Here is a 12,132-nt window from a genome sequence, read left to right as displayed (position 1 = left end):
TCTAGCGGCCTTCGCGGACGCGATTCCCTCTAGCGGAGAGCCGGCAGTACTTCGCGTTCGAACAATTCGATGCCCGACGTGTCGTAGGCGGCCTCGGGGAAGTAGAAGATTCCGTATTCGAGCCCTTGTGCTTTGAGTGCCGACAGATTCTCGATGATCTGTTCGGGGGTTCCCACTGCCGGCATTCCGCGGAAGGCGGCCAGCGACGCGTCGGCCGCGGCCTCACCGACCAGCGGCGTCAGACGAGACTTCAGCGTTTCCAGTCGCTGCGCCACTTCTGCTTCCGTTGCACCGATCGCGACGTTGTAGTTCGCCGAGCGCACGATGGCGTCGAAATCGGTACCCACTGTGTCGCAGTGCTTCTTCAGGATCTCCGACTTGCGGGCAAAAACTTCCGGTGTGCCGTCGAAGTTGGTGTACTGCGCGTACTTTGCCGCGATCTTCAGCGTGACCTTCTCGCCACCACCGGCGATCCACAAGGGAATTCCTCCCTCCTGCAACGGAAGCGGACGGCAGATGGCGCCGTCGACCTGGTAGTACTTGCCGTCCAGCGTCGCAGTGCCCGCGGACCAGGCCTGACGGAAAATCTGAATGCCCTCGTCGAGCCGACCGAGACGTTCACCGGCGGAGGGGAACCCGTAGCCGTAGGCATTCCACTCGTGCTCGTACCAGCCGCCGCCGATTCCCATCTCGACGCGCCCACCGCTGATCAAGTCCGTAGTGGCGGCAACCTTGGCCAGGTAGGCCGGGTTGCGGTAACCCATGGCCGTACACATCTGACCGAGCCGGATGCTCGACGTCGATGCGGCGAGCGCGGCCATCAGAGTCCACGCCTCGTGCGTGGCTTCTTCCGTCGGAGCCGGGACCGTATGGAAGTGGTCGTACACCCAGACCGACTCCCACGGGCCCGCTTCGGCACGCAGCGTGAAGTCGCGCATAACCTCCCATTGCTGAGCGGGGTCGATGCCGACCAGGTCGAGACGCCAGCCTTGAGGTACGAACAGTCCGAATCGCATGTGGCGAGAGTACCTACCTACCGCCATGTTGCGCGCGCGGAACCTCACTAGACTCGAAGGATGTACATGCCGACGACCACACAGGCCTTCGAATCACACCGCGGCCATCTGATGGCCGTCGCGTACCGCCTGACCGGTAGTTTCAGCGATGCCCAGGACGCCGTGCAGGAGTCGTGGATACGGCTACAGAATGCAGAATCCGAAAAGACTGCCGGGCACGAGATTCGGGAACTACGCGCGTGGCTCACCACCGTCGTCGGGAGAATCTGCCTCGATCGCCTGAAATCTGCGGCTGTTCGTCGAGAAAGTTATGTGGGACAGTGGCTTCCAGAACCGATCGTCACGTCGATCTCGGCATCCTCACCTCCCGATCCACTCGACTACGTCGTGCAGCAGGAAGAGAGCCGGCTAGCCGCACTGATCGTTCTCGACACCCTCACGCCCGCGCAACGAGTCGCGTTTGTCCTGCACGACGGCTTCGACGTGCCGTTCGCCGATATCGCCCGAATCCTGGGCATCGAAATTGCTGCCGCTCGCCAACTGGCGTCACGCGCACGCAAGGCCGCATCCGCGGCTCCCGAACCAGTAGGGAGCGAGGAACATTCGGCAGCAGTGGAACGCTTGGTCGCGGCCATCGCCGGCGGAAACTTGGATGATGTGATCGCAGCACTCGACCCGGATGCCGTATTGATCGGCGACGCCGACGGAAAGACCCGCACCGCAGTCAATATCGTGCGCGGCAGCGATCGGGTCGCACGGTTCTACCTGGGACTGGTACGCAAGTACGGACTGAACGCGGTGATGTCGATTTCGCCGGCCATGGTCAACGGTCAACTCGGCTGCGTCATCGCCGACTCCCCCGGCGACGACGACCACCCGCCGTTCCCGATGCGCGTTGCAGGATTCACAGTTCGCGGCGGTGTCGTGTGCGCGGCCTACGATCTGGCCAATCCGGACAAGCTCAGCGGCGTATCAGGACTCGATCACACGGAGTCCAAGCGCAGGTAGCGCGATTCCCATTCTTCGAGGTGCGGCCTGGAAACCTGTGTACCGAACCAAAGCCTATGCAGCACATCAGACCCCAGATGGTGGAGATCGGTGTGCTCCGCCCACCGCTGCGTAGCCCACTCCGGCTCGTTGTGTGCAGCATCGATTCCTGCCATCGCACTGCCCCGCAGTTCGAAATCCAAGTCACGACGCAACTCGGATAGTTCCGACCAATTTGCCTGCGTTGCATAGTGCCTTGTTCGAATTTCGGTGAGCAGCTTGTGCAGGACACTGCGCGCTCGGGCGTCAACCCAGGTCAAGGTTCGCCGATGCGCATGGCGGCCGACGCCCCACAACACAATCAACGCCACCGCTACTCCGACGGCAGTTTCCAGCATTCGACTCAGGATCAAGTGCTCAACTGTTCCGTGAGCACCACCGGCCGCACCGAGAAGAATGGCCATCGGGGTGATGAAAATGACTGCGACGCCATAGTTTCGCACGAGAAACATCTCGATACCCAGCATGAGAACCGCGAGTACCGCGACGAGCACGAGGCCCGTCGGACTCCACAAATACACCGCGCCGAGCACCAGTAGTCCCAGAATGGTCCCGCCGATCCGGTGAATGCCGCGATACGTTCCCAGAATTCGATCCGGTCCTTGATGAAGAACCATCGCCGCAGCGATCACAGCCCAGTCCGGCCTGTCGATTCCGAGCAGAACCGTCAGGCTGCCGGCGACGGTACAGGCCACCAACAAACGCAGAGCGGTTATCGTCGCACGACTCGACGGATTACACGCTCGCAAGAATCTGTATCGAATTTTCGGATCCGGCAACGGCGGGTGCGCTCCGATGTCGTCGACGTCGAATGCGGGGTCCGTCAGCAACTCCGGATCATGATCGCTGGAGATAGTCCTCGCCATCACTATCTGGGCGCGTTCCAGTTCGCGAGCGAGAGGGTGCTCCGTCCCGACGATTCCGCCGCGGTACAAGCACTGCCAGGCGTCGTGCAGTCGCAGTGCTGCCGCGTGACGCTTGTCCCTCACCGACTCCGGCGGGCGGTAATTCGGTTGTGCGGCAACGTACTCTTCGACGGCGGCAACAGCGGCTCGGACAGCGTTCTTCTCCACTGCTCGGGGCGCCCACAGGATTCCCGCCATGGACACAGCCAGCGCACTCGCGCCACCCACCGCAGTCCACAAGGCAACTTCCCGGGGCGGTTGCCCGGGCGTCGCAATAACCGAACTGATCTCGGTCGTCAGAAGCAGAAAGAACGCTCCCGGTGGCCCCAGCCGAAGTGCGTCAACGGTGAACGCACACGTCGACACGACGACAGCCATGACAAGAACGACGAGCACCAGAAGAGTTTCCGATGATCCCTCCGAAATCGCACGATGAACGGGTTCGCCTACCGAGGCGCCGATGAACGAGAGCGCCGTCAGCGCCAAGGCTGCGATACCGACTGCCTTCCATCGGCTCCGATACGGGCGGCCCTCGCCGTAGATCGACGCGAAGGCTCCCAAGCCGACCAGCAGTGACGAGGAGCCGTAGCCCAAGAGTGTCGCGATGGTCGCCGGTATCGCCAGGGCAAGCGCTACTCGGACTGCTCCGGGAAATCTGTTTCCGACCGGTGGTAGTCCGAACAGGACGCTGCGGGCCGGACGTGGCACTGGCACTGCGGCAACCCCTGGTCGTACTTCATCGGGGTCCACTATCTGTCCTTCGTGCCGTCGTATCTCGAATGGTGAGCATCCCTATCTGTGTCATCCCATTCTTGTCCTGCGGTACAGCCCACCGCGCAGCGGGTCCAGCCACGTGCGGCTTATTGACACTTCGTCAACAGTGTGGATGATTGATGGAGCGTCCCACGTACGGGTCGCACTGCACCGACCGGGAGAACGACGATGACGCAAGGATCCACAGCAACCCGCACGGACGAATTCCGTTCACCGTGGATGGACGACGAACTGGCCGCGGTCGCCGAACTGGCACAAAACTTCTTCGACAAGCATGTGACGCCACATCAGAAGCGATTTGCCGATCAAGGATTTCCCGACAAGTCGGTGTATCGGGAACTCGGAACCCTGGGCCTGGCAAGCATGTCCATTCCCACCGAGTACGGCGGTGGCGGCGGCACGTTTGCACACGACGCCGTGTTGTTCCACCAGCAGGTAATGGCCGGTGACCACTCACTCCAACTCGGCGTGCACTCGGGAATCGTTCCCCACTACCTCAATGCCTACGGCACCCATGAACAAAAACTGCACTGGCTACCCAAACTGGCGAGCGGCGAGTGGGTCGGCGCCATCGCGATGACGGAACCCGGCACCGGCTCGGACCTGCAGAACATCACCACCCGGGCCGTCCGCGACGGCGACGACTACCTGATCAGCGGCGCAAAGACATTCATCTCGAACGGGCGGAACTGCGATCTGGTGATCATTGCCGCCAAAACCGATCCGACGCTCGGAGCCCGTGGAGTGTCGCTGATCGTGGCCGAGGTCGATGACAACACAACAGGTTTCGAACGAGGCCGGATTCTCGAGAAGGTCGGACAGAAGGGCCAGGACACCACCGAACTGTTCTTCGACCAACTTCGCGTCCCGGCAACCAACCTCCTCGGCGACCGTGAGGGCGCAGGATTTGTGCAGTTGATGCAGCAGTTGCTACCGGAGCGCCTGATCTGCGGCGTGGCCGCCACCGCTGCGATCGAACGCGCTCTGGCACTGACCATCGAGTACACCAAGTCCCGAAACATGTTCGGGCAAACACTCTTCGACCTTCAGAACACCAGGTTCGAGCTAGCTGAATGCGCAGCAATCGCCAAGATCTCCCGAACATTCATCGACGATTGCATAGCCAAATACCTTGTCGGGCAACTCGACGCGTCAACCGCAGCCATGGCCAAGTACTGGCTCACCGATCAGCAGTGCGCGGTAATCGACCGATGCGTCCAATTGCATGGTGGATACGGCTACATTCTCGAATACCCCATCGCGCAGATGTACGCCGACGCACGCATCTCCCGGATCTACGCCGGATCGAACGAGACGATGAAGGATCTCATCGCGAGGTCGTTGTAGCCCCATTATCCGTTGCCAGAGTGGGGATTACGTCGCGGACGATGGCAAGCAAGCTGACCACCAACAACGTGTGCACTTGTTCACGCTCCAGCAACCCGGTGACAAGCCACTGCTTGCTGGCAGCCTTTGCCAGTCCGCCGTACGCGACGATGGCAGCGTGAACCTTAGCCGCATCTTCGCCACTCGGCCGCAGATCAAGGGCATCCATCATACGCTGCGCCGCAACAGAATCCGCATCCTGCAGAATCTGGTCCATTTCCGGGTCACGTCGAAGATCGTCGGACATGACCGTGGACATCCACATGCCGCGGTGCCGCCCGGCAACGTCGAGCCAGCGATCGATCACGGCATCGACGCGCTTCTCGGCACTTGTGGAGCCAGGAAGGCGTTCGACCGCCAATTCGGGGATGAAGACAAACCGTCGTACGACGTCCAGGTAGAGGTCACGTTTGGAGCCGAAATAGTGATTGAGGAGTGGACGTCCGACGCCGGCAGCCTTGGCCAACTCCGTCATCGACACGTCGGCGTACGACTTGTTCTCGAAAACCTCTGCGGCGCTGACAATGATCTGTTCGCGCCGGTCTTGCGGGCCAAGCCGTTTTCCGGTCACGCCTTGCCCGCCGGAGTGCTGTTCACCCTCGCCTGCGCCTCGATCATCAGCGAGATGTGCTCCACCAGACGCTTGCGCGAGATCTTGGAGGACTGAGTGTGCGCCTGATAGATGAACGCGAGTGCCCCGAACAGTCCGACCGAGTTGAGTTCGGAGTTGACGGCATCGCGCTTCTCGCCGCCGTACATCGCTTCGAGCGCGAAGGAAATCGGGTTGGTGAACTCTGCCATCAATTCCCGGCCACGGTCCCACAGGGCAGGTTCGGCCTGGGATTCGACAAACATGATGCGGCCGCGCCGCGGGTCCTTGGTGACGTAGGCGGTAAAGGCCTTGACAACATGTCGAATCAGCAAGGGTGGTTCGACGGGTGCGGTTTCGAGGGCGGCCAGAATTGTGTCTCGCGCGCCGAGAACAACCTCGTCGAGTACCGCGACCAGCAGTTCGTCCCGGCTACCGAAGCTCTCGTAGAAGTACCGCTCGGTCAGCGCAGCTTCGCGGCACGTCGCGCGCATGGTGGCCGCAGCAGCGCCTTCGGTGCCCATAATCTGCATTCCGGCTTCGATCAGCTGAGCACGCCGCGCAGCGCGTCGATCTTCCGGTTCCAGACCACGCCACCGTCTCGGGCCACTGCGTGCAGTCTCGGTGTCCGTCATGTCTCCATGTTCTCACTCCGGCGCGATAGCCAGGGCCTCAGGTTATCCATTCCATAACTGACATCACCATCTGTCAACAATTCCAATTCTGACATCAACCGCTGTTGACATCACCTGATGTCAGACTTACTCTTCGTTCAGTTGTTCGCGCACCAATCAGGAGGCGTCACACATGGTTGAGATCGACACAACCTCGAAGCAAGCCACTCCTCGAGATGACTCGAGAACTCGCCGCACCCGAGTGGTTGTCATCGGAGCCGGCTTCGGCGGGATCGGCACTGCTGTTCGCCTCACACAGGCTGGGATCGACGACTTCGTCATCCTCGAACGTGCCCAAGAACCCGGCGGAACGTGGCAGGTCAACACCTACCCTGGCGCACAGTGCGATATCCCGTCCATTCTGTATTCCTTCTCGTTTGCCCCAAATCCCAACTGGACCCGCCTGTACCCGCTGCAACCGGAGATCTACGACTACCTCCGCGATTGTGTGCGGAAATTCGGTCTCGAAGATCGACTGCACTGCGGCCAGGAGGTCACGGACGCGTCGTGGGACGAAGACAAACAACTCTGGCGGGTACACACTGAGGATTGCATCTGGGAAGCTCAGTTCCTGGTTGGCGCTACCGGCCCTTTCAGTGCGCCGGCCGTGCCGAACTTGCCGGGACTCGATTCCTTCGAGGGCCAGGTATTCCACACCGCAGACTGGAACCACGACCATGATTTGAACGGTGAACGCATCGCCGTAGTAGGCACGGGCGCTTCGGCAGTTCAGATCATTCCGCGGCTACAACCGATCGCCCAGGCGTTAACCGTCTTCCAGCGAACACCCACGTGGATCCTGCCTCATCCCGATCAGCCGATGACCGGTTGGCCCAGCACCCTGTTCGAGCGCGTACCGGCTGCCCAGCGCATCGCTCGGAAAAGCCTCGATCTGTTGCAAGAAGCCATGGTTCCGGGGTTCGTGTACAAACCTGCTTTGCTGAAAGGTTTGGGCGCCCTGGGCCGCGCACATCTGCGTCGTCAAGTCCGCGATCCCCAATTGCGCGCAAAGCTACTCCCCCAGTTCACATTCGGATGCAAGCGTCCGACCTTCTCCAATGCCTACTATCCCGCGCTGGCTTCAAGCAATGTCGATGTCGTAACCGACGGCATCACGGAAGTTCGTTCGAACGGAATCGTCACCGCCGACGGCGCACTCCACGAAGTCGACACCATCATCATGGGAACCGGTTTCAAGATGGGCGACAACCCGTCGTTCGGCATCATCAAGGGCCGCGACGGGCGCAGCATCGCCGAGGCGTGGAACGGCAGCGCCGAGGCTTTCCTGGGTACGACGATCAACGGTTTTCCCAACTTCTTCATGATCCTCGGACCCAACTCGGTGGTGTACACCTCGCAGGTCGTCACCATCGAGGCTCAGGTTGAATACATCTCGAGTTGCGTACAACAGATGGACGAGCAGGGAATTCGCACCATCGACGTGCGTGCCGACGTCCAGCAGCAGTTCGTGGACGAGACAGATCGGCGGCTCGCGACCAGCGTGTGGAACACCGGTGGTTGCAGCAGCTACTACCTCGTCGACGGCGGCCGCAACTTCACGTTCTACGGAGGATTCAACCGATCTTTCCGCGCCCGAACCCGACGAGCCGATCTGACGCATTACGAGCGCCGATGGCCGGTCGTCGAAGCGACGGGGAATTTCGACGCGGCGAGCGAAGCGACGGGGAATGTCGACGCGGCGAGCGAAGCGACGGGGAATTTCAGAGAATCCGTGAGGAGCCAGTGATGCTCGGAATCAAGACTTTTCGAGGTAAGCCCGTCGTAGCCGCGACCGGGGCCCGCCGCTATACGGACGAGGCTCACGCAATCGCTGCGCGCGACGTCGAATTCGACTGGGACGGTGTACCGCTGCACTATGTTCCGAACGAACCGATGGTCACCCACGTCATCAACTTCATGCATCTGGTCCTTCCCGAGGGCGAGCGCGCTATGTCCGCCACTCTTGCCGAAGCTCTACCGCTCATCGAGGATCCTCGGCTACACGAGGAAGTAGTGGGTTTCGTCGGCCAGGAAGCAACCCACGCGTCGTCGCACAAGGGCGCGCGTGAGCACCTTGCCGAACTCGGCATGAACATGGAACCGATGTCGAGCCGCATGGATTGGCTGGTGGACAAGATCCTGGGTGACAAGGGTTTGAGCGGAAAAGCCAAGCACGCGTGGCTCTGTGAGCGCTTGGGCTTGTTCGCTGCGATGGAGCACTTCACCGCGGTCTTCGGCGAATGGCTGCTCACCGATCCGGCATTGGAAAACGCCGGCATGCACCCGGTGATGCTGGACATGGTCAAATGGCACGGCGCCGAAGAAGTGGAACACCGCAACGTCGCTTTCGACGCCTATATGTACGTCGACGGCAGCTACGCGCGGCGCGTCCGAACGGCACTGCTCGCCAGCTTCACCCTGATCGTGCTGTTCGGTGCATCGATGAATTATCTGTTCCGCCAGGATCCGTCAAAAGCCAAGGGCCACTTCTGGCCTGTGCAATTGATCAGCGCGACGCGTCGCGGTCTGGTACCCAATCTCAAGTTCTTGATCACCGAAATGCCTCCCTACCTGCGACCGAGTTTTCACCCGTCACAGATCGGCGACATGGACGTCGCGATGCGCTATCTCGCGCGTTCGCCTGCCGCGAATCACTCCTCCTGAAAAGGGCTTACGGATGAACAAGACCAAGGCTGACAACGCCACGTCTTTCGACCCACCCCGGTCGCTTCGACTGGCGGCTCAGGCGACGGATGCCTACCGACGCATCTTTGCCGCCAGTGCCGCGGCGCCGCTGCTTTCCCGTCCGAAACCCGTTCGCTACAGCGGGTTCGACATGTTGCTCGATGTGTCGTCGGTACAGTCGGAATGCGAGGACGTTGTCAGCATTACCCTGACTGCTCCCGGCGGAGAAGCCCTTCCGGCGTGGATTCCCGGAGCACATCTCGACGTCCTCCTGCCCTCCGGCAAGCAGCGGCAGTATTCACTGTGCGGAGATCCCAGCGATCTGTCTTGCTATCGGATTGCGGTGCGGCGCATCGCCGACGGCAACGGCGGATCCCGCGAGATTCACCACGACGTTGCGCCTGGCATCCAATTGAATGTCCGCGGGCCACGAAACGCCTTCCCTCTCGTCGAAGCACCGTCGTACCTGTTCATTGCCGGCGGAATCGGCATCACACCCATTCTCCCCATGATTCGGCGCTGCCACGAGCGTGGAATACCGTGGAGCTTGGACTATCTCGGCCGATCTCGGGCCACGATGCCGTTCCTCGACGAGATCGCGGACTGCACCAGCGGACAGGTCACGATTCGACCCGACGACGAGTTCGGACTACCCGATATCGCATCGATAGTCTCCGCTTCCACGCCGGGCGCTGCGGTGTATATCTGCGGTCCGACGCCGCTGATGTCCTCGGCACGTGAAGTCATGGTGGCCGTCAACCCAACCGGTTCCCTGCACAGCGAACGCTTTTCCCCGCTGCCGGTGGTGGACGGAAACGAGTTCACTGTGCACCTGGCCAAAACTGGTGTCACCGTCGACGTGGGCGCCAAGGAGAGCACCTTGGCAGCCGTCAGACGCGTCCTCCCGGGCGTCGCCTACTCCTGTCAGCAGGGATTCTGCGGAACATGCAAAGTGCACGTTCTCTCCGGAAACGTCGATCACCGCGATACCTTGCTCACCGACACTGAACGGAGCGAATTCATGCTGACCTGCCAATCACGCGCTACCGGTGGAAGTTTGGTGTTGGACCTGTGAAGCGCTCCTACGCCCTCGAACAGGCAGACGGCGCATTCTTCCAATCCGCACCGATCAAGATCGTTCACGCGATCGAGAGTGACGTGGATCCCGAAAGCCTCTGGCGCACATTGACTGCCGATGACGCACTGGCGTCCTGGGCGCGTGGACTCACACGGGCAGACTGGACCTCCACCAGGCCGTTCGGGGTGGGCTCGACTCGCGTTGTAGAAGCCGCCGGCGGTGTTGCTTCGCTGAACGAAAAGTTCTTTCGCTGGGACGAAGGAACGCAGATGTCATTCTATGTCGAGGCTTCCTCACTTCCCGGATTCCGCAAGTTCGCCGAAGACGTCCTGGTGCAACAGATTCCGGGCGGAAGCCGCCTCACCTGGACCTTTGCCGTAGAACCACAGCGCTGGTTCTCGCCGGCCCTCGCGCTCTCACGGCCGGTCCTCCACCGTGTCACCAAGGGATGGGCGCAAGGCGCCATTGTCCACGCACGCCAAGGAGTCCGGAGATGAAGACAACTATCGAACGCGGCACCGATGTGGCCGACGCCGTTCGCATTGCTCGTGTCGCTGCTACGTGGTGGGCCGGACTGGCATTTAACGAGCGCGCCCAACTCCTGGACCGGTGGCGCGGAATCATCGCACGCCGAGCACCGGAACTAGCGGAGGTCATTCATCTCGAGATGGGTAAGCCGCGCCCCGACGCGATGCTCGAAATTGCGATGGCTCTCGAGCACCTCGCCTGGGCGTCGAAGAATGCGGGCAAGGTGCTCGGTCGACGGTCGGTCCGATCGAGCCCGAGCACCTCGCCTGGGCGTCGAAGAATGCGGGCAAGGTGCTCGGTCGACGGTCGGTCCGATCGAGCTTGCTCACGATCAATCAGGCTGCGAGCCTGGAGTACCGGCCACTCGGTGTGGTCGGGGTGATCGGCCCGTGGAACTATCCGATTTTCACTCCGCTGGGATCCATTTCGTTTGCCCTGGCTGCCGGCAATGCCGTGGTCTACAAGCCGAGCGAGTTCGCGCCGGGTGTCGGCGAGTGGTTGGGGCGTGTCTTCGCGGAAGTCGTACCCGAGCATTCGGTACTGCAGGTGATCACCGGAGACGGATCTGTCGGAGCAGAGTTATGCCGGTCCGGCGTGGACAAGATCGGTTTCACCGGATCTACGGCGACCGGCAAAAAGGTAATGGCAGCGTGCGCCGAGACTCTCACTCCCGTACTCATGGAGTGCGGCGGCAAAGACGCGTTGATTCTCGACTCGACCGGCAACGTCGATGCTGCGGCAGATGCCGCAGTCTGGGGCGCCCTGTCCAACTCGGGTCAGACCTGTCTCGGCATCGAGCGTGTCTACGTGCACGAAGACGTCTACGACGAGTTCCTCGACAAAACAATTGCTTTGGCGTCGAAGATCCGCGCAGGCTCGGGCGCGCAGGACAAGATCGGCCCCATCACGATGCCGTCGCAGGTGGATATCATCCGCCGTCATCTGACGGACGCGGTTGCCAAGGGTGGACGAGTAGTCCTCGGCGGGCCTGGTTCCATCTCAGGCCAATACGTACAGCCGACAATTCTGGTCGACGTGCCCGAAGACAGCCTTGCCGTCACCGAAGAAACCTTCGGTCCGACAATGACCATCACCAAAGTCCGCACCATGGACGAGGCGATCATGCACACCAACGCGTCGCGATATGCGCTAGGGCTCAGCGTATTCAGCAAGAACGGCGTTGCCATCGCAGACCGGATTCGGTCCGGAGGCGCTTCGGTGAATTCATACGTCATGTACGCCGCAATTCCCAGCCTTCCGCTCGGTGGTGTCGGCGAGTCCGGATTCGGACGTGTCCACGGCGCCGACGGACTCAAGGAATTCACCTACGCGCGGGCCTCGAGCCGCCAGCGTTTCCCCTCGTTGCTACCGCTGACGACATTCCGTCGTACCGCCCGAATCGATTCGCTGGTCAAGGTTCTCATTCGCGCACTACACGGAAGGCACTGAA

Annotated in this window: 12 protein-coding genes; 8 read left to right on the top strand and 4 right to left on the bottom strand. The window is 61.3% G+C overall.

Annotation, left to right across the window (positions count from 1 at the left end):
• Positions 1 to 29: 29 nt before the first annotated feature.
• Positions 30 to 1,016, bottom strand: a complete 987-nt coding sequence (locus BDB13_RS09490) for an LLM class F420-dependent oxidoreductase (RefSeq protein ID WP_094271418.1) — start codon at positions 1,014 to 1,016, stop codon at positions 30 to 32.
• 60 nt (positions 1,017 to 1,076) lie between these two features.
• Here BDB13_RS09490 and BDB13_RS09485 point away from each other — a divergent pair, with 60 nt between their 5' ends.
• On the top strand, positions 1,077 to 2,024 hold the full coding sequence (locus BDB13_RS09485) for a sigma-70 family RNA polymerase sigma factor (protein ID WP_094271417.1): 948 nt from the start codon (positions 1,077 to 1,079) through the stop codon (positions 2,022 to 2,024).
• On the opposite strand, the gene BDB13_RS09480 is transcribed toward BDB13_RS09485, so the two are convergent.
• Positions 2,000 to 3,682, bottom strand: coding sequence for an FUSC family protein (locus BDB13_RS09480; RefSeq protein WP_254922769.1), 1,683 nt, complete (start codon positions 3,680 to 3,682; stop codon positions 2,000 to 2,002). The genes BDB13_RS09485 and BDB13_RS09480 overlap by 25 nt on opposite strands.
• 228 nt (positions 3,683 to 3,910) lie before the next feature.
• On the opposite strand from BDB13_RS09480, the gene BDB13_RS09475 reads away from it, so the two are divergent.
• A complete protein-coding gene (locus BDB13_RS09475) occupies positions 3,911 to 5,089 on the top strand; it encodes an acyl-CoA dehydrogenase family protein (RefSeq protein WP_094271415.1) in 1,179 nt (392 codons plus the stop codon).
• Here the strand turns inward: BDB13_RS09475 and BDB13_RS09470 are convergent.
• Together BDB13_RS09470 and BDB13_RS09465 are read right to left on the bottom strand one after the other, a co-directional pair.
• Positions 5,070 to 5,699: a TetR/AcrR family transcriptional regulator gene (locus tag BDB13_RS09470; RefSeq protein ID WP_094271414.1), complete on the bottom strand. Its 630-nt coding sequence runs from the start codon at positions 5,697 to 5,699 to the stop codon at positions 5,070 to 5,072. The genes BDB13_RS09475 and BDB13_RS09470 overlap by 20 nt on opposite strands.
• On the bottom strand, positions 5,696 to 6,352 hold the full coding sequence (locus BDB13_RS09465; protein ID WP_094271413.1) for a TetR/AcrR family transcriptional regulator: 657 nt from the start codon (positions 6,350 to 6,352) through the stop codon (positions 5,696 to 5,698). The genes BDB13_RS09470 and BDB13_RS09465 overlap by 4 nt, the downstream gene beginning before the upstream one ends.
• A 172-nt stretch (positions 6,353 to 6,524) precedes the next feature.
• Between BDB13_RS09465 and BDB13_RS09460 the strand changes: the two genes are divergently transcribed.
• The 6 genes from BDB13_RS09460 to BDB13_RS09440 are packed head-to-tail and all read left to right on the top strand — an operon-like array spanning position 6,525 to position 12,131.
• A complete protein-coding gene (locus BDB13_RS09460) occupies positions 6,525 to 8,138 on the top strand; it encodes a flavin-containing monooxygenase (protein ID WP_094271412.1) in 1,614 nt (537 codons plus the stop codon).
• The gene (locus BDB13_RS09455; RefSeq protein ID WP_094271411.1) at positions 8,138 to 9,055 is read left to right on the top strand and encodes a metal-dependent hydrolase; all 918 of its coding nucleotides are present in this window, start codon (positions 8,138 to 8,140) and stop codon (positions 9,053 to 9,055) included. Before BDB13_RS09460 ends, BDB13_RS09455 begins: the two co-directional genes overlap by 1 nt.
• A gap of 13 nt (positions 9,056 to 9,068) precedes the next feature.
• On the top strand, positions 9,069 to 10,151 hold the full coding sequence (locus tag BDB13_RS09450; RefSeq protein ID WP_094271410.1) for a PDR/VanB family oxidoreductase: 1,083 nt from the start codon (positions 9,069 to 9,071) through the stop codon (positions 10,149 to 10,151).
• Positions 10,148 to 10,651 carry an SRPBCC family protein gene (locus BDB13_RS09445; RefSeq protein ID WP_094271409.1) on the top strand — a complete coding sequence of 168 codons (504 nt, stop codon included), beginning with the start codon at positions 10,148 to 10,150 and terminating at the stop codon, positions 10,649 to 10,651. Before BDB13_RS09450 ends, BDB13_RS09445 begins: the two co-directional genes overlap by 4 nt.
• Positions 10,648 to 11,064, top strand: a complete 417-nt coding sequence (locus BDB13_RS32900) for an aldehyde dehydrogenase family protein (RefSeq protein WP_254922768.1) — start codon at positions 10,648 to 10,650, stop codon at positions 11,062 to 11,064. The genes BDB13_RS09445 and BDB13_RS32900 overlap by 4 nt, the downstream gene beginning before the upstream one ends.
• On the top strand, positions 11,004 to 12,131 hold the full coding sequence (locus BDB13_RS09440) for an aldehyde dehydrogenase family protein (RefSeq protein WP_369597448.1): 1,128 nt from the start codon (positions 11,004 to 11,006) through the stop codon (positions 12,129 to 12,131). Before BDB13_RS32900 ends, BDB13_RS09440 begins: the two co-directional genes overlap by 61 nt.
• Position 12,132: the final 1 nt, after the last annotated feature.

This window comes from Rhodococcus sp. OK302 (genome assembly GCF_002245895.1).
In the GTDB taxonomy this organism is placed as follows: Bacteria; Actinomycetota; Actinomycetes; order Mycobacteriales; family Mycobacteriaceae; genus Rhodococcus_F.
Note: the sequence above shows the minus strand (reverse complement) of the source record. Positions and strands in the feature narration are given on the sequence as shown.